The organism is Streptomyces sp. NPDC001970 (assembly GCF_053594115.1).
Genome location: NZ_JBSFDW010000038.1, coordinates 27,462 through 44,587, shown reverse-complemented (window position 1 = coordinate 44,587; position 17,126 = coordinate 27,462). Strand labels below are relative to the sequence as shown.

Sequence of the window (17,126 nt, the reverse complement as noted above, 5' to 3'; positions counted from 1 at the left end):
ACCGGGGGCCCGGGCGAGATCAGGACCAGGGAGTACGGCCCGTCGGGCCGGGCCGCGGAGGGTACAGACAAGTGGACAGGCAGCCTGGCGCATCCCGCGCCCGCCGCGGACGAGATGCCCGCGCCCAGGGGCATCGCAGCAACAAGGCCCGGCTGACCCGGCGCGGCCGGATCCTGGCCTGGACCGGCGGTGCGCTCGCCGTACTGGTTCTCGGCGCGGGCGGGGCCGGCGCGTGGCTGTACCAGCAGCTGGACGGCAATATCCAGGCCACGGCCGTCGACAACAAGATCGGCGGGGACCGTCCGGTCAACCTCAGCCCCGGCGCGAAGAACATCCTGGTGGTCGGCTCGGACAGCCGCGACGGCGCGAATGCCGAGTACGGCAAAGACCTGGACACGATGCAGTCGGACACCCTGATGGTGCTCCACATCGCCGCGAACGGGAAATGGGCGACCGTGGTCTCTCTGCCTCGTGACTCATGGGTGCAGATACCCGCCTGCGATCGCGGTGACGGCACGCAGTCCGCCCCGCACCACTTCAAGATCAATGCGGCGTTCGCCATCGGCGGCGCCAAGGGCGATGTCGGCGGTGCGGCCGCCTGCACCATCAAGACCATCGAGCACAACACCGGACTGCGTATCGACCATTTCGTGTCGGTCGACTTCCAGGGCTTCAAGGTCATGGTCAACGCCCTGGGCGGCATCGAGGTCTGCCCCGAGACGGCGATCCATGACAGGAAGGCGCGCCTGAGCTTGGAGGCCGGCTGCCAGACGGTCAGGGACGAGGAGGCCCTCGGCTATGTCCGCACCCGCTACAGCGTCGGTGACGGCTCCGACATCGGCCGGATAGGCCGCCAGCAGGAATTCATGCAGGCCCTGGCCGCGAAGGCCCAGCAGAAGCTGACCAGCCCCGGCAGCCTGTACGACTTCCTCGATGCGGTGACCACGTCACTCACCACCGACCCGGCCCTGGCCGGTATCAAGCCCTTGTACGGCATCGCGTCCAGCCTCCAGGCAATCCCCAGGGACCGGTTCACCCTTCTCACCGTCCCCAACTACCCGCGCGAGCTGGACGTCCCGACCGACAAGGCCAACATCTCCTGGCAATACCCACAGGCCCAGACACTGTTCACGGCCCTGGCCAAGGACCAGGAAGTCGACAAGGATCAGCTGACCGCGGACGAACCGGTCCCGGCGCGCACGATCAGAGTGCAGGTCCTCAACGGCACCGGCACGCCCGGCCAGGCCGCCCGGGCCGCCGAAAAGTTGCGTACGGCCGGCTACACGGTCATGAGCACCGGCAACGCCCCCCAGACCGCCGCGACGACCACTGTGACCTACCCGCCCGGCCTCGAGCAACGCGCCGCAGCTCTGGCCGCCCGCCTGAAAACCCCCGCCACCCCGCAAGCCGACCCGAACGCCGAGCCGGGCGCGGTCACGCTCACCGTCGGGCCCGGCTACTCCGGCCTGCGCGGGTGACTCCTCCGCCTGACCGAAGGGTCTCGTCCTGCGATGCCTCAACGGTCTCAAGGCGCCCCGGCCTCGCGGTCAACCCGTGGGCCGCCACAGCGGCCTCCGGGGCGTGCCAGGACGAGACATGCGGTGGCTCGATGACCCGTCGGCGCGGCGGGCTACCGATCGGCCGCCCAGGCAGCGCAGGGGGTAGCCCGCCTGCCTGCGCAAGCAGCACCCAGAGATTTCTACAGTGCTGTAGATTTGAGGTTCTGTCACTCGGTGTGCCGGGCACGCACGCCCGGCCCTCGGAAGGAAAGGGATGCGACATGGGTGTGAGCCTCGCCAAGGGCGGCAATGTCTCGCTGAGCAAGGAGGCGCCGGGCCTGACCGCCGTCCTGGTCGGCCTGGGCTGGGACGTCCGTACCACCACCGGCACCGACTACGACCTCGACGCCAGCGCCCTGCTGATAGGCGACTCCGGCAAAGTCACCTCCGACAAGCACTTCGTCTTCTACAACAACCTGAAGAGCCCGGACGGCTCGGTGGAGCACACCGGCGACAACCTCACCGGTGAGGGCGAGGGCGACGACGAGACCATCAAGGTCGATCTCGCGGCTGTACCCGCGGACATCACGAAGATTGTGTTCCCGGTTTCGATCCACGATGCCGAGAGCCGCGGCCACAGCTTCGGCCAGGTCCGAGGTGCCTTCATCCGCGTGGTCAACCAGGCCGGTGGCGCCGAACTCGCCCGCTACGACCTGTCCGAGGACGCCGCCACCGAGACGGCCATGGTCTTCGGCGAGCTCTACCGCCACGGCGCGGAATGGAAGTTCCGCGCCGTCGGCCAGGGCTACGCCTCGGGCCTGGCCGGCATCGCCGCCGACTTCGGCGTGAGCGTCTGACCCAACAGACGCCCGAGGGCGGGCCGGGCCTTGCGGCCCGCCCGCCCGCAGCCCGATCGCCGCCACCGTTCCCGCCGCCAAGCATCCACGCGACGCAAGGACACCGGCGCCCGCCCCAACACACGATCGCGGAATCTTTATGAACGAACCTGCCCGCCTTGAGGCTGTGGACCAAGCCGACTTCGAGCAGGCGCTGCGTCAGGCGCTTGACACTCCCGACATTCACGCGGCCCTGCACCGTCCCGCCGCGCCGGTCACCGCTGAACAGATGCACGCCCGGGCGCTCGCTGCATCCGACGCCATCGCAGCCGAAGCCTCGGCCGAGTACACCGCCCTCCTTGATCTGCGGGCCGCCGCCCAGACCTCGGCACCCACGACCCGGCCCGACGGCGGACGCGGACTGCTGGCGGCCCTGGCCGTGCTCACACCTCTCGTGTCCGCCACGGCAGCGGCGGTGTTCCTCCTCCTCGGCCACGTCTTCTGGCTGGCCGGCACCCAACAACCGCTTGCCGACACGCTGATCCATGTCGGCTGGACGGCCGCAGGCGTTGCCGCCCTCGCGATACTCGTCGCAGCCGCTGCCCTGCTGATCACCGCCGCGCGGCACCGCACCCCATCGCGCAGCCCGCGGACGGAGATTCCCGCCCTCACCCAGGCCCACGAGGCGTGGCGCCGCGCCCTGCTGAAGCGCGGCCTGATTCCCTTTCTGCGCAGGGAGTTGCATCTCCCCGCTCCCCAGGTGCCTCCACCCGCCCTTCCTGCTCAGCGGGGTGCCCGCTTCGGCGACAGCGGCCCCGACTTCTCGGGTCCGGACTTCACGGGCCCCGCCTCCCCGTCGCAGGACTGAACACCCCTTCCGTGGGTTGCGGGAGCCTGTTACCTGGCCGCAGCGGGGGCACCGCAGAGTGACCGGCGACCGGAGCCCGCGACACGCGCGCGGCTGCCTCCACCGGAGGCCAACAAGTGCGACCTTTGCGCTCACCGGCCTGCCTGACAGCGCACTGACGTGTCGAAGCGTGCCCACTGCCACCCGCTTCTACAGTGCTGTAGATTTGGGCGCGCCACCCCAATGCGGCACTGGGCCGCCACACGCGGCCCCCGAGTACCAGGAGGAAACCCGTGGGAGTCACGCTGACCAAGGGCCAGCAGATCAGCCTAGAGAAGAATGGCGGGGGCGCGCCCAGCGTCGTACGCATGGGGCTGGGCTGGCAGGCCGCACCGCGCAAGGGCTTCCTCGCCAAACTGACCGCCCGCGAGATCGACCTCGACGCCTCCGCCGTGCTCTTCGCCGGCCAGGAGCCGGTGGACGTGGTGTTCTTCCAGCACCTGGTCAGCAAGGACGGCTCGGTCCGCCACACCGGAGACAACCTCGTCGGCGGCGCCGGCCAAGGAGGGGACGACGAGTCGATCCTGGCGGACCTGGTGCGTCTGCCCGCGCACGTCGACCAGATCGTCTTCACCGTCAACTCCTTCGCAGGGCAGACCTTCGCCGAGGTACAGAACGCGTTCTGCCGCCTTATCGACGAGAACACCGGCCAGGAGCTGGCCCGATACACCCTCTCCGGCGGAGGCTCCTACACCGCCCAGATCATGGCCAAAGTCCACCGCTCCGGCGGCAGCTGGAACATGTCCGCCATTGGGGAACCGGCCAACGGCCGCACCTTCCAGGACCTGATGCCCGCCATCGCTCCCCACCTCTAGCCTGTCCGTCCGCAGGCGGCGCCTCAATCAGGTGACGCTCGCCGACCGAGAAGCGAGTGACCGCGCCGCCCCGCCACCACCAGGGAGTAGACAACACCATGTTCGGCCTCAGCGAGATAGCCATCCTCCTCACCGTCGGCATCCTGATATTCGGCGCGAAGAAACTCCCCGAACTCGCGCGCTCCATGGGCAAGTCCGCACGCATCCTCAAGAGCGAAGCGCGAGCGATGAAGACCGACGCCCCCGCCCCCGCAGCAGCCGGCGAACCGGCACCGCCCACGGGAGGAGCCCCTCGCGTCATCCAGGCCGCCTCTGGCGAAGTGACCAACCTCCGCCCCGCCCCCCAACCGCACACCGACAGGACGCGGCACTGATCCGCCCGGCCGCCTCAACGGCCACGGCCCCGCAAGAAAGCAGCATCATCACGGGAATCATCAGCTGGGATCATCCTCGGACTCCTGGCCGGAGCAATAGCCGAGCTCCGCCTGCCGGGACGCGACCCCGGCGGCCTCATTGGCACCACCCTCATCGGCATTGCCGGCGCCCTCACCGGCGGCCGGCTCTCCGCGAAGCTCCTCGACCGGCCCGTACAGACAGAGTTCTTCGACCTCGCCACCTGGGGCGCGACCATCGGCGGCTTCCTCGTCCTGCTGATCGCCCACCGCCTCCTCTTCAGCAACTCTTGCGACCGACCTGACGACAAAGCAGGGCAGCGACTGCAGAGGAGAGCCCGGCGAGTTCAACGGTTCCGGTCAGGGGGCGGCAGCTGCACATCGTCCGCGGGGCGCGGGTTGGTCGACGACCACGAGCACGGTTTTGTGCTTGGCCTTGAGCTTGTCGAACAGCTCGCACAGCTTGGGCTCGCTGTTGGGCAGGCGTTTGTCGAATGCCTTCTTCCCGGCCGGGGTGACGGCGATGGCGTGGTGTTCGCCTTTACCGACGTCCAGGCCGAGGAAGACGACGATGTCACTGGTGTCGATCACACGCGTCCTTCGGTCGAACCCTCCCGGCCTCGCCCATGGCACCAGCTGCCGGCATCGACATGACGAAGAGCCTCCCAAGCCCCTTGGCGGGCCGGTGGTCCGGCCTCTATCAGCGGTCTGACAGTGCCTCCGGATCCGGTGACACCACCCCAGGCCATGCGATCAACAGGGGGGAACGTCATGCCGAGCCCGGAGGCCGGGAAAACCCCATTGCGGGGCCACGAAGACGGAAATGGGGCTCCCCTGTCGCTTCCGTGGGTCGCTGACCAGGGCCGATGAACACAACACGCCATACCCCGGCTACGTTTCGACGCGCGACAGCACGAAACGGAAGAACCTGGGTACGGCGTGCGCTTTGCAAGAACATGGACTCGGCTCCTCGGTGTCGCAAAGACCGTGGTCGAGGCAGTCGAGGTCGAGGAGTCCGAGGCTGGTGAGGATGGCCTGGGGAACCTGCTGATCGTGGTGCATGCCCGTCCGGCCCCCGGGGCCGGCGGGGACGGTGCGGGACCTGCGAGCGCCGGTGCGCCAGGTACGACAACGGCGAGGGGCGGCGACGGTGGCGGGCCCTGGACCTGGGCACGCTCCAGGCGGTGATCGAGGCGGACGCGCCGCAGGTGTCGTGCCCGGAGCACCAGTAGCTCTGCGTCCTTGCCGCCTGCCAGCGCGACAGTACGACCGGGAAGGACAGCGGTTTCCGCGTCACCTGATACACCAGCGAGACAATCACGCGCGGCATCGTCCCAGGTGGCTACGAGTACCACCAGAGCCCTCCGACCTGCAGCGACGCTTTACTGAACGGCACAGGTTCGTGTCCCTCGGTGCACGGGTCTCGCCTCGGGCTTCCTCCAGACCCCACCTCACGATGACGCCCTTGCCTCCAGCTCGGGGTCAGCACCACCTCTTCCCCCAGGGGACTCACACCCCCAAGCAATCGCCCATGGTGCACAACGCGGATGGCCTGACCGGCCTGATCAGGCCATCCGCTGACTTCCTTTCGGCCGCCGGGTCTGCGCGGCGGCCGAAGCGGCGCGGGGAGCGGTCAGAGGGCCGGGACGTCCGGGAGTCCGAACATCGAGGGGTTGCTGCGGATCTTCTCGCGCAGGTCCATCGGTGTCGTGTCCGGCTCGGTGGTCCAGGCGTAGATCGGCTCGGCGAGCTCCGGGTTGACGAAGTACATCAGGGCGGTGCGGTTGGTCAGGTGCAGGTTGCGCACCTGGTGGTAGAGCGCCGGGATCCGGCCGCCGGTCAGGTCGGCGAAGACCGAGCCCGGCATCAGGAGCACCTCGTCGTTCGCGGTCTGCATCGGGCAGGCCTCGCCGTTCAGCCACAGTTCCAGGCCGGGTGCGGTGGTGTGAATCACAGTGACCAGGTGGCCGTCCTCGTGCTTGTCCTGCAGCAGGTCGCGGTCGGAGTCCGCCACCGCGTTGTTGTTGAACTGCAGGTAGGAGGCCGCCTCGAACGGCGGCGCCTTGTGACCGCCGAGCTGTGCGGCCACCTCGCCGACGGTGCCCGCGACGATCGCGGACAGGTACGCGCGCCAGGCCAGCAGTGCCTCGGTCAACTCCGCTATCTCGGCGGAGTTCGGGATCAGGTCGAGCCGGTCGTGCCAGAGGGTGAAGCAGTCGTTGAGGTCCGGGCGCTCCGCGCTGACCGAGAACTCGCGGCCCAGCGGGCGGTAGCCGAAGTTGAAGTCCGCGGCGGCGTAGCGCTCCTTCTCGCCGACCGGTCGGTCGAAGAACTGCCGGCTCTCGCCGAGTACTCGGTGCAACAGGCGTTCTCCGCCGTCGGGGAGGGTGATCCGGGCGTAGCCGTCGCGCAGCAGATCGCCGGCAGCTTGCGTGGCAGTGGTGAGCATGGTGCTTCTCTTCTGTATCTGGGTGCCTGAGCGGGCATCGGGGAATCGACGGAACGTCACTGGGGCAGCCACCGGCCGGCCGAGGCCTGCGGATCGCGGCAAGCCCGTGCCGTCACGGCGGTGAATCGGCGAGCACTCGCACGGCGGGCCATGGCGACGGAGGCAACGGCAGCCCCGCACGGCGCCATGGGCAGGGGTGAGGGCACGCCCGGGGCAGTGCGCGTCGGGTGAGACGACCGTGGCGGGTCGGCGGTCGCGATCCGGCAGCCCGCGCGCACGTCGAAGGACAACCCGTGACGGCAGAGAGACGACACAGGCGAGGGCATGCGGACAGGCCAGCCAGACTCGTTGAACTGCCGCTCGCAGGAAGGACTCCGAACGGAACCCAGCTGGGCTTTGCCACAGTGAAGTTGGACTTATGGCACCGCTACGGGCTCAGGTGCGGGAGACAGCCTGAGCGATAGCGGGTCGGGTACTCGAACTACTGCCGGGACTCATCCCGACTACCTCCTCTCGTGACCTCGCACCTCGGTGCGCTCGTCCGCGCGGACGACGGCATCGCCGCCCGCCCCAGGGCAGCACGGAGTCCTTCCCGGACCACGGCCGCACTTGGCCGACACCCTCCACGTAGGAGTTTCAGCACTGCGCTGCGTATCCCCACCCGTCCTGGGCGGGAAGCCACTTGGGGTCACCCCTCAATCCGAGGAGACCTGTCCTGAACCTGGGCGTCTCTCGACGTCGTCGGGTCAGTGGCTTGTAGTCGCGCAGACGCCTCACCGAAAGAGGTGTCGCGCCGAACAGTATGCAGCAGGCTCGAAGCGCCCTGTCAACTACGCCATCTACTGCGCACCGGTGGCACCCCACGGCCAGTGACCTGCGCGTATGGGTGTCGTCAAAGACAAGCGGAATTTCATCATTCTCGTGTCAACGCCGGCGGGAGCAGCGGATGCGGGGCTGTACTCGAACGGTGCGGGGACGGCTTCCCCCGCCCAGTGCCCAGGAGAGGCAGCGATCGGCGATGACAGCATCAGAGTTCACCACGGTCACACGTCAGGGCAAGGACGCGCCCCACGCTCCCGAGACGGAAAGCGGCGAGCGCCGCTCCCGCGACTCGGAGTCCGGCACCGAGGAGCACAACCGCATGGCGGCTGTGCACCGCCACGTCGCCATGGACTATCCCGAGTGGCCCTCCGGGCCGCAGAGCCCGGAGATCCTGTGCCGCTCGAAAAGTGGCTCCCCCTGTCGCTTCCGTGGGTCGTTGAGCAGGGGTGATGAACGCAACACGCCGTATCACAGGTACGTTTCGGCTTGCGAAAGAACGAAACGGAAGAACCTGGATACGGCGTGCGATCCTCAAGGATATGGACTCGGCTGCTCGGTGTCGAAAAGACCGTGATCGAGGGGGTGGAGGTCGAGGACGGTAGCGATCCGTTGATCGTGGTGCACGCCCGGCCCGCGCGTGGGCGCAAGCACCGGTGCGGGATCTGCGAGCGGATGAGCGCGCTGCCACACCCCATCGTGAAGGTCAGCGCGATCAGCACTGCCGGGGTCGTGAGGTCCGCCCGGTGAGAACGATCAGCACTGCGCTCAGGACCGTCATCACCACCGAAGCGTGATCAGCAGGGCGCGCCTGTCCAGCACGTCGGCGAGCACCCTCGGAGGGAGCGACAAGAAGAGCACTGGAAGTGAGTAGCCTTCGCCCCTACGCTGCCTCAGCGACTGCCACCAGGCACCTCGACAACCGGAACCGGTTGCAGTCCGTCTCGCCCGTTTGTGCCGGCCGCCCCCACCAGTCGGCTCGCCCGTTCGGACGGTGAGGGTGGCCGTACCTGGACGCTGCCGTGACCATGAGCAGGAACGGCCCCATTGCGAGGAGAACTCATGACGATCGCGGTGCTGGGTGCGACAGGCGGGCAGGGCGGCGCCGTGGTCGAAGCGCTTCTCAAGGCGGGACACCAGGTGCGGGCGGTGGTACGCAACCCCGCGGCGGCCAGGGTCCGCCCGCTGATCGCTGCGGGCGTCGATGTGGTGCCGGGCGAGATGACCGATGCCGGCTCACTTGCCGCGGCATTCCGGGGCGCGACCGCCGCTTACGCACTCACCACACCCTTCCAGGACGGCCTGGAAGCGGAGATCGCCCAGGGCACAGCAATCATCGAGGCGGCCGCACGCTCATCCCTGCCGCACCTGGTCATGGCGTCCGTCGCGAGCGCCGACCGCCATACGGGCATTCCGCACTTCGAGACCAAGGCCCGTATCGAGCAGGCCCTCACCGAGACGGACCTGCCGGCCACAGTTGTCGCGCCGACCTATTTCTATGACAACGCCCTTGGCGCACTCCAGGAGGTCGCCGCCGGTGAGATCACCATGGCGCTCCCGGCGGACACGCCGCTCCAGCAGGTCTCCCGGCTCGACCTCGGCCGCGTTGTGGCCGCGATCGTCGCGGACCCGGGTCGATGGATCGGTCGCCGCATCGAAATCGCTGGGGACGACCCCACCCCCGCGCAGATGGCACGAGCCGTGGGTGACGCAGCGGGTGGCCCCGTGACCTTCCGCAGCATCCCCTTGGAACTGGTGCGGCAGACCAGTCCCGACATGGCCGCGATGTTCACCTACCTGACGGAGAGCGGCTACCACGTCGACCTCGCGGCCCTGCGTACCGACTTCCCCGGCATCTCCTGGTTGTCGTTCGCCGATTGGGCCGAGCAGCAGACCTGGCCGGTGCCACGCCGCTGAACCTCGGCACGTCCGTACTGCATCATCGGCAGCACGGGCCGGGACCGGTCCAGGGCCTGGATCTGCGACTTCTCATCCACACAGAACACCAGGGCCCGCTCGGGACGGTCCAGGTAGAGGCCCACGACATCGTGGACCTTGTCGACGAAGTACGGATCGATCGACAGGTTGAAGGTTTCCGACTGGTGCGGTTGCAGGCCGAATGCCCGCCAGATCCGCGACACGGACGACCGTGAAAGGCCCATCTCTTTCGTCATGCCCCGTGTCGACCAGTGTGTTGCGTTCGTCGGAGTGGATTCCAGCGTCTTGGTGACCGCCGCGGCCACCTGGTCGTCGGTCACGGTCCTGGGCCCGCCGCGACGTGGCATGCCAGACCGGCGATCCGGTACTGCACGAACCGGGCCCGCCATCGGCCCACCGCATGAGGTGTGGAACCGAGTTGGGCAGGCCCGCGGACGCCGCGAACTCGCCGGTGACCTTGCCCCGGCCCACGCCGGCCTCGTTGTCCCAGACCAGTAGTTTCGGGACCCCGCCCCACTCGGACAGCAGCCGCCAGTGCCCGTCGATCAGATCACCGGTCCGCTTCGACGGCAGCATCCGCGCGGCGATCAACCGCGAGTGACCGGACACCATCACCAGCACCGGCGGGCGGCCGCTCGCCCATAGCCCGGAGGATGTCCGCTTCGGGGAACCACCGGTCGCACTGGGCCAGCTCGCCGGGCCGATAGACCGTGCGCGAGACCGGATCGACCGGAACATAGGCCGGCCGGAGCTCGCGGACCCTCTCCTTGAGGATCGTCATCCCGCGGTCCCAGGCGATCCGCTCGGCGATCACCGTCGCGGGCATCGTCGGCGTCTCCCGCAAAAGCTCACGGATCTGCACCTCCACCGCGTCCACCACCGAGCCCTTGGGCGGCCGCTCGTACTTCGGCGGCCGGTCCGCCGCCAGCGCACGCTTGACCGTGTTCTTCGAGATGCCCAGATGACGCGCGATCACCCGGATCGGCATCTGCTCGGCCCGGTGCAGCCGGCGGATCTCTGCCCAGTCCTCCACGAGGATCACCTTCCCTCCCGACCTTGATCACCAAGGCCAGAGTCAGACGAAGATCACCAAGTGGGTCACTCTTGATGCGGACCCGTCCCGGCCCCAGAGCGACAGCTCCGGAGCCGTTGTGCCTGCAGCCAGTGCGTGAAGGGTCCGGGCGTTTCCGCCAAGGACGGCTGCTGCCTCGTGGTCCTGTTGCCGAGGGTGGCGGATGGGGGTCCGCCCGGCGGCTCACTGCGGTTCGATCAACTGCTCATCGACGGGCGAACCGGCGCGCCAGGAGGCCCGCCAGGACCGCGACAAGGGCGGCGAAGACCAGCACGGCATCGCGGACCGGCAATGTCTGCGCGGCCAGTCCCAGACCGAGCACCGGGACAGACAGGCCCAGATAGGCGGCGAGGAACAGCCCGGTGAGTGTCTCTCCGCGTCGCTCGGGCGGAGCCAGCGACAGCACCCTGCTGACGCTGCCCTTGAAGGCTGTACCGGCAGCCGCACCGCAGACCACACCACCGATGAGGAACAACGAGAGTTCGCCGATCCAGACCGCGGCAGTCAGTACGACCATGCCGAACGCGAGAAGCCCCAGGCCTGCGACGAGCTGGGCTCGGGTGCTCAGGTGAGCCAGCAGGATCTGCGCAAGCGCCGCCGAACCGAAGACAAGGAAGGCCGCGAGTCCGGTAACGGTGGGGGAGGCAACATGCAGGTCTTCGAGGACGACCGGTGCCAGCGAGGTGAACAGCCCGAAGACCGCGAAGATGATCAGAGCCGCGCCGGCCGCGGCGAAGAATGCGGGGCGGGCACGGTCGGGGACGCTGACACGCTGGGGGCGGTAGCGCGGCCGCGGCTCGGGCCGCTGGACGGTTTCCGGAGCCAGCATCACGGCCGGCACGCCGAGAACCAGCAGGCCGAGGAAGATCAAGTAGAGCGTGTGCAGGGGGGCTGCGGTGTGTTCGGCAAGGAACCCGGAGACGAGTGTTCCCAGTCCCAGCCCACCGAGATTGGCGGCCGTGGCCACCGCATTGGCGCGGATGGGAGAGGCATCCGGCCGGGCCTGCCGGTGGAGGTCGCCCAGGTAGGCGGTGGCCGTAGCCGTCACTAGCCCCACACTCAGCCCCGACAGCAGACGCGCGACGAGCAGGGCGGGTACGGAAGACCAGCTCGCGAAGACCACCGCGGAGGCGATGCTGAGCACCATCGCCGGAAGCAGCACCGCTCTGCGCCCGTACCAGTCCGACAGATGTCCGGCCAGGAAGAGTGCCGTCAGCACGCCGACGGCGTAGGTGGCGAAGATGACCGTGACGACGAACGGTCCGAACCCGTCGGCCCGCTGATACAGCGGGTAGAGCGGGGTGGGCACGGTGGAGAAGGCCATGGTCAGGGTGAATGCCGCGGCGACGAGCCAGAAACCCACGTGATGACGGGTGGCCGAGTGACGCCGTGCGACGCTTCCCCGGCCCCGGGTTGTCTCCGCATTCGTGGCCCGAGCCGCGGCTGTCCTGGTGGTGAGCAGGGGCATGACCGACACATCCTTCGACGAATCCAGGATTTTTTGCTCCGTGACCGGGACAACGCCTGCCGGTAGCCCACCCTTCCGCACTTCGAGCGATAATCAAGGAAGACTGTTATCTCCATAGGAGATGGACCTAGCGTCGGGAGCGGTACTCATGGACCTGCGGCAGATGGAAGTTGTCGTCACCGTCGCCGAGGAGGGCGGCTTCACGGCTGCGGCCCAGCGGCTGCACGTGGTCCAGTCCGCGGTGTCGAGCACGGTGCGGGCACTGGAGGGAGAACTGGGCACTCGGCTGTTCGACCGCACCACCCACCGAGTGGCACTGACACCGGCCGGTGAGGCGTTCGTACCGGCCGCGCGTGCAGCGTTGCGGGCTGCGGAACAGGCGCGGTCGGCGGTGGATGCCGTGCAAGGGCAGCTGCGGGGGACAGTGACGGTCGGCACGATGCAAGGCCTCTGGGCCGGCCTCCACCACGCTTTGGCCGCGTTGAGGGCCGAGCACCCCGGCGTGGTGGTCCGGCTCCGGCAGGCAGCGGTGGCCGACATCCGTCAGGCGCTGCGCGAGGGCACGGTGGATCTGGCTGTGGTCGCCCTCGACCGCCAGCAGCAGCGGGCGCTGGTCACCCGGCTGCTCGCCCGCGAGGAGATGGTGCTGGTGGCCTCTCCCCGGCGGGATCTCACGCAAACGGCAGCAGGAGCGGAGCGGAAGATCGCACTCGATGAGGCGGCCCGGCTGCCCATGGTGGACTTCGCCCCCGGTTGGGCGATCCGCCATGCGGTCGACCGTGCCTTCCGCGCCGCGCTCGTCGAGCGCGACACGACGTTCGAGGTCAACGACATCATCGCAGCGGCTGAACTCGTCCGCCATGATCTGGGCGTCTGCATCCTGCCCGAGTCGATCGCCGCTCGCTTCCCCGACCTGGTCGTGCGCCGGATCGAACGCCACGCACCGCACTGGAATGTCATGGTCGTGCGGCCCCGGGGCGAGGCGCCCCCGGCAGTCGCCGCTCTGCTGCGGCACATCACCTGACCGTCACGGACGCCCCGACGCAGTGGAGGGCAGCGGGCCATCGACCAGTCGATGTGACTGAGCGGTGGTGTGTCGGCCAACGTCGGCGCGGCCCGCACACTCGTCGCCCGCCCCACCACCTTCACCCCCACAATGATGTCCACCCGTGTGCGGGACGCCGTCACGCCGCCACCCCCGAGTCCACGGCGGGCGCGCAGCGTCTCGGGATTCCCTCGATCCTGGCGCGGATGCGGCCGTCGGCGCCCCAGATCAGGAAGCGTCGAGCAACGCCAACTGCTCGGCGGGGATACGCAGTTCGGCGGCTGCAGCCGAACTGCGAGCGGTCTCGGGACGGCTGGAGCCGGGGATGGGAATCACGACGGGCGAGAGAGCGAGCATCCACGCGAGACACACTTGCTGCGGCATCGCATGAAGCTGCTGGGCCGCATAGGTGAACGCGAGATGGCGCGCGCCGAGGCGCCGCGCACGGGAAATGCCGCCGAGCGGGCTCCAAGGAAGGAAGGCGATCCCCAGTTCATCGCACAGGTCGAGTTCGGAACGGCTGGCGCGGCACCCGGGTGAGAACTGGTTCTGCACGCTTGCCAGCCTGCCGCCGAGGACGTCCTGAGCGGTGCGGATCTGCTCCGGACCGGCATTGGAGATGCCCGCCGCGACGATCTTTCCCTCGTCGAGGAGTTCGGCAAGCGCTCCGACCGACTCGGCGTAGGGAACCTTCGGGTCCGGGCGGTGGAACTGGTAGAGGCCGATCGCTTCCACGCCCAGCCGGGTCAGGGACTGCTCGCAGGCGCGTTTGATGTGCTCGGGCCTTCCGTCGAGCGTCCAGGAACCGTCTCCCGGCCGCAGATGGCCGCCCTTGGTGGCGACGAGCACGTCGGACACCCGGCCGTAGGAGGAAAGGGCCTTTGCGATCAGCGTCTCGTTGTGGCCGGTCTCGTCGGCGTGGACGTGATACGCGTCGGCGGTGTCGATGAGCGTCGTACCGGCATCGAGAGCGGCGTGGACCGTCGCGATGGCGCGGTCCGGGTCGGGTCGCCCTTCGACGGACAAGGGCATGGCGCCGAGTCCCACGGCACTCACCTCGAACGGTCCGATGCGGCGGGTTTGCACGGTAAATTGCTCCCTTTCTTTGAAACATTCGGGTATCTCGACATCTGGATTGCTTCGTGGCCCGTGGCTGAGGAACGGCACATCACCCGCGCCGCCCAAGCGCTGCTGATGCCTTGGTCGAGGCGGTGGCGCTGCTCGACGAGGCCCGCGGCCCCCTCGCCGCCAAGGACGCTGAGGCTGCCTCATGGGAGCCCCCGGCCGATGATGTCGCCACCGGACAACTCGCCCCGGTGTTCATCGCGTTGAGCGGTCAATTCGCGGTGTCGGTGCGGGCTCCTGCCCCTGCCGACGGAACCAGTGGCCTTGTTGTGCTACCGGCCCCTCGGGTGTACACGGCGTGCGGGACGTCCTCGGCACGGGCCGGAAATGCCTCTCGTGCCTCAGCACCTCGTGCATCGGCCCCCAGCAGGCACTTTGCGCGGCGTGCGCACGGTCCAGGACGCCGGTGCCCTGCGGGCCGGTGCCGGATCCGGAGCTATGGCAGCGGCCGCGCGCTGACTGTTCGGCATGGTGCCCGGCCGCGATGCCGTCCCGAGTCAGAGACCGCCGCGTCCCTCCTACCCGAGGTCACACGACTCCCTCGGGCGTCGCGCCCTCGATGGCAACGGCGTCGGCCGTGAGGTCATCGATCCGCGAAAGGTCCTCAGCGCTCAGCTCCACGTCGGCAGCTGCGGCACTGGCCCTGATGTTGCCAATGCTACGTGCACCCACGATGGCCACGTGCACGCCTGGCCGGGCGAGCACCCACGCGATCGCCAGCTGGCTGACCGTCAGCCCGCGTTCCTCGGCGTACTCCGCCAGCAGCCGTACGACCGCCAGGTTCCGCTTCAGGGTGTCACCGGTGAACGCAGTGGCCTGGCTTCGCCAGTCGCTTTCCTCGAAGGTGGTGTTCTCGTCGAACCGGCCGGTGAGCAGACCGCTGGCGAGTGGGCTGTACGCCAGAACGCCGACGTTGCGCTCGATCGCATAAGGCAGGACTTCGGCCTCGATGCCGCGTCGGAAGAGGTGGTACGGGGGCTGCAAGGTGTCCACCGGGCGTACCGCGGCGAACTCGGCCATCTGCTTGACGTCGTAGTTGGACACGCCGGCAAAGCGGATCTTGCCTTCGTCGGCGAGCTCCTGCAGCACGCCTGCCGTTTCCACGGCGGGAACCTTCGAGTCCGGCCAGTGCACCTGGTAAAGGTCGATGGTCTCGACTCCCAGGCTGCGCAGGCTCTGCTCCACGCCCTGACGCAGGTACGCCGCGGACGCGTCCCGCCCTCCCCCCGGCAGGAGGCCGCCCTTGGTGGCGATCACCACGCTGTCCCTGTCCCCGGTGATCTCCTTACGCAGGGCTTTGCCCAGGACGTGCTCCGAAGCGCCGAAACCGTAGGCCTGAGCGGTGTCGAAGAAGTTGATGCCGAGCTCACGGGCTTCCCGGATGGCGCCGATGGCCTGGTCCTCGTCGAACGTCCCCCACTGCCCGCCCAGCTGCCAGGTGCCGAAAGCGATGCGGGAAACGCGAAGCCCGGTCGAACCGAGAGAGACCCATTTCATGTCGTGCTGCTCCTCGTAATGCGGTGTCGTTGTGACGTCCATGCTCACGCGACGGCCACTGTGCGGTCCAACAGAAGAAAACGAACACGGCAATCACCAGGGCTTCTTAATCCGCGGAAACGCTGCGGTGCCCGAGGCGGACCGCCGCCTCCGCCTGGGCGGTGTGCTCGAGCGCAGTGCACCTGACCCTGCTCTGCCACGGCCCTCTCTCACCAGCGCTACAGGCACGCCTCGACGCCGTCTCCACACACCACACCGACAAGCCCCCTCTCCACCGCCTCAGCGCGACCACCACCAGCCCTCCGTGGTGGCAAGGCGCGGCGTCTTCCCACCCCGGGCCGATGAACCCCGCCTGCACCTGCCAGCTCCCGCGCGCCGACACAGCACCTCACCTCGAAAACCAGCATCACCGGACACCCGCATGCTTCCCCCGCCCAGCCACCAGGCCCTGCGTACCGCAGCCCGCCGCATCCGCGCCAACGTGTCCGTGGCGTGACCTGGCCATCCGATTCGCCAGATGGGCCGGCATTTGCCAGGCATCACATACCCTGATCGCCGCCCTCATATGGCTTTCGTGATCGGCAGGACACGCCCGCCGCCGGAAGCGGACCTCAGCGGATTCGACTACGGGGAGGGGCAGTGACCACGACGGCCGTCTGACGGACCCGTCGCTCGGGTCCACTCAGCGCGGCCTGATGCTCTCGGCACTCGGTGAGAAGGTTTCCGAACACGGCGGGCCGCGCTGCCGCCAGGGTCTCAAGCATGCCGATGGCGCGGGTGATTGAGGTCAGCGCCTCCTCCCGCCGGCCCAGCTCGTTCTGCCTGACGGCGCGGTTGCTCAGTGACACCGCGAGGTCGGGCAGAAAGGCATCCGGGTGCGCCGTCGCCAACCGTTCGCGGATCGCCACTGCGCGGCCGATCGCCGCGAGGGCTTCCTCTCTCCTCCCGAGCTGTGCCAGGCGGTTGGACTGGTTGTTCAGCGACACCGCAAGGTTTGGTAGGAACACCTCAGGGCGCGCGGCCGCCAGCTCCTCGCGGATCTCCACGGCACGCGTACTCGCCGCCAGAGCTTCCTCCCACCGGCCCACTCCGGCCAGATCCGCAGACAAATTGTTCAATGACACCGCAAAGTCCGGTAGGAACACCTCGGGGCGCGCGGCCGCCAACTTCTCGCGGATCTCCACGGCACGCGTACTCGCCGCCAGAGCTTCCTCCCACCGGCCCACTCCGGCCAGATCCGCAGACAAATTGTTCAATGACACCG

13 protein-coding genes, 4 pseudogenes and 1 riboswitch are annotated in these 17,126 nt (G+C 68.6%); of the genes and pseudogenes, 9 read left to right on the top strand and 8 right to left on the bottom strand.

The annotated features are described in order from the left end of the window. The first annotated feature begins 71 nt into the window (after positions 1–71). The 6 genes and pseudogenes from ACWCP0_RS33750 to ACWCP0_RS33725 all read left to right on the top strand — a co-directional run. On the top strand, positions 72–1,478 hold the full coding sequence (locus tag ACWCP0_RS33750) for an LCP family protein (RefSeq protein WP_451082559.1): 1,407 nt from the start codon (positions 72–74) through the stop codon (positions 1,476–1,478). 302 nt (positions 1,479–1,780) lie between these two features. Continuing rightward, positions 1,781–2,356, top strand: a complete 576-nt coding sequence (locus ACWCP0_RS33745; RefSeq protein WP_451082558.1) for a TerD family protein — start codon at positions 1,781–1,783, stop codon at positions 2,354–2,356. A 139-nt stretch (positions 2,357–2,495) separates the two neighbouring features. Then, a complete protein-coding gene (locus ACWCP0_RS33740; RefSeq protein ID WP_451082557.1) occupies positions 2,496–3,203 on the top strand; it encodes a hypothetical protein in 708 nt (235 codons plus the stop codon). Positions 3,204–3,487: 284 nt separating this feature from the next. Next, positions 3,488–4,057 (top strand): TerD family protein, encoded by a 570-nt coding sequence (locus tag ACWCP0_RS33735; protein WP_451082600.1) that lies wholly within the window; start codon positions 3,488–3,490, stop codon positions 4,055–4,057. Between the two features lie 98 nt (positions 4,058–4,155). Beyond that, complete coding sequence (locus ACWCP0_RS33730) at positions 4,156–4,431, top strand: twin-arginine translocase TatA/TatE family subunit (RefSeq protein WP_451082556.1); 276 nt, start codon at positions 4,156–4,158, stop codon at positions 4,429–4,431. A gap of 47 nt (positions 4,432–4,478) precedes the next feature. After that, positions 4,479–4,746: pseudogene (locus ACWCP0_RS33725) on the top strand (GlsB/YeaQ/YmgE family stress response membrane protein); the annotation flags it as partial. A gap of 87 nt (positions 4,747–4,833) precedes the next feature. Here ACWCP0_RS33725 and ACWCP0_RS33720 read toward each other — a convergent pair. After that, positions 4,834–5,040 (bottom strand): annotated as a pseudogene (locus ACWCP0_RS33720) (IS110 family transposase); the annotation flags it as partial. Between the two features lie 348 nt (positions 5,041–5,388). On the opposite strand from ACWCP0_RS33720, the pseudogene ACWCP0_RS33715 reads away from it, so the two are divergent. After that, positions 5,389–5,675, top strand: a pseudogene (locus ACWCP0_RS33715) (transposase family protein); the annotation flags it as partial. Between the two features lie 407 nt (positions 5,676–6,082). Here ACWCP0_RS33715 and ACWCP0_RS33710 read toward each other — a convergent pair. Beyond that, positions 6,083–6,898 (bottom strand): 2-oxoglutarate and iron-dependent oxygenase domain-containing protein, encoded by an 816-nt coding sequence (locus ACWCP0_RS33710; protein WP_451082555.1) that lies wholly within the window; start codon positions 6,896–6,898, stop codon positions 6,083–6,085. 613 nt (positions 6,899–7,511) lie between these two features. Further along, positions 7,512–7,690, bottom strand: a riboswitch (M-box (ykoK) riboswitch). Between the two features lie 1,089 nt (positions 7,691–8,779). Between ACWCP0_RS33710 and ACWCP0_RS33705 the strand changes: the two genes are divergently transcribed. Further along, complete coding sequence (locus ACWCP0_RS33705; protein ID WP_451082554.1) at positions 8,780–9,634, top strand: NmrA/HSCARG family protein; 855 nt, start codon at positions 8,780–8,782, stop codon at positions 9,632–9,634. A gap of 20 nt (positions 9,635–9,654) precedes the next feature. Here the strand turns inward: ACWCP0_RS33705 and ACWCP0_RS33700 are convergent. The 3 genes and pseudogenes from ACWCP0_RS33700 to ACWCP0_RS33690 form a co-directional block, all read right to left on the bottom strand. Then, positions 9,655–10,052 (bottom strand): annotated as a pseudogene (locus ACWCP0_RS33700) (helix-turn-helix domain-containing protein); the annotation flags it as partial. 153 nt (positions 10,053–10,205) lie between these two features. Continuing rightward, positions 10,206–10,697 (bottom strand): helix-turn-helix domain-containing protein, encoded by a 492-nt coding sequence (locus tag ACWCP0_RS33695; RefSeq protein WP_451082553.1) that lies wholly within the window; start codon positions 10,695–10,697, stop codon positions 10,206–10,208. Between the two features lie 235 nt (positions 10,698–10,932). Next, positions 10,933–12,276, bottom strand: coding sequence for an MFS transporter (locus ACWCP0_RS33690; RefSeq protein WP_451082552.1), 1,344 nt, complete (start codon positions 12,274–12,276; stop codon positions 10,933–10,935). Positions 12,277–12,343: 67 nt separating this feature from the next. On the opposite strand from ACWCP0_RS33690, the gene ACWCP0_RS33685 reads away from it, so the two are divergent. Beyond that, positions 12,344–13,219 (top strand): LysR family transcriptional regulator, encoded by an 876-nt coding sequence (locus tag ACWCP0_RS33685; RefSeq protein ID WP_451082551.1) that lies wholly within the window; start codon positions 12,344–12,346, stop codon positions 13,217–13,219. A 249-nt stretch (positions 13,220–13,468) separates the two neighbouring features. On the opposite strand, the gene ACWCP0_RS33680 is transcribed toward ACWCP0_RS33685, so the two are convergent. From ACWCP0_RS33680 to ACWCP0_RS33670, 3 genes are all read right to left on the bottom strand, one after another. Continuing rightward, on the bottom strand, positions 13,469–14,326 hold the full coding sequence (locus ACWCP0_RS33680) for an aldo/keto reductase (protein ID WP_451082599.1): 858 nt from the start codon (positions 14,324–14,326) through the stop codon (positions 13,469–13,471). 567 nt (positions 14,327–14,893) lie between these two features. After that, positions 14,894–15,862 carry an aldo/keto reductase gene (locus ACWCP0_RS33675; protein WP_451082550.1) on the bottom strand — a complete coding sequence of 323 codons (969 nt, stop codon included), beginning with the start codon at positions 15,860–15,862 and terminating at the stop codon, positions 14,894–14,896. Positions 15,863–16,473: 611 nt separating this feature from the next. Next, on the bottom strand, positions 16,474–17,126 hold a 653-nt coding region (locus ACWCP0_RS33670), incomplete at its 5' end, for a tetratricopeptide repeat protein (RefSeq protein WP_451082549.1).

Excerpts from the sequence above, each read along its gene's own strand:
- ACWCP0_RS33730 (WP_451082556.1), top strand. The coding sequence starts at position 4,156 with ATGTTCGGCCTCAGCGAGATAGCCATCCTCCTCACCGTCGGCATCCTG.
- ACWCP0_RS33710 (WP_451082555.1), bottom strand. The coding sequence starts at position 6,898 with ATGCTCACCACTGCCACGCAAGCTGCCGGCGATCTGCTGCGCGACGGC.
- ACWCP0_RS33745 (WP_451082558.1), top strand. The coding sequence starts at position 1,781 with ATGGGTGTGAGCCTCGCCAAGGGCGGCAATGTCTCGCTGAGCAAGGAG.
- ACWCP0_RS33675 (WP_451082550.1), bottom strand. The coding sequence starts at position 15,862 with ATGAAATGGGTCTCTCTCGGTTCGACCGGGCTTCGCGTTTCCCGCATC.
- ACWCP0_RS33705 (WP_451082554.1), top strand. The coding sequence starts at position 8,780 with ATGACGATCGCGGTGCTGGGTGCGACAGGCGGGCAGGGCGGCGCCGTG.
- ACWCP0_RS33740 (WP_451082557.1), top strand. The coding sequence starts at position 2,496 with ATGAACGAACCTGCCCGCCTTGAGGCTGTGGACCAAGCCGACTTCGAG.
- ACWCP0_RS33685 (WP_451082551.1), top strand. The coding sequence starts at position 12,344 with ATGGACCTGCGGCAGATGGAAGTTGTCGTCACCGTCGCCGAGGAGGGC.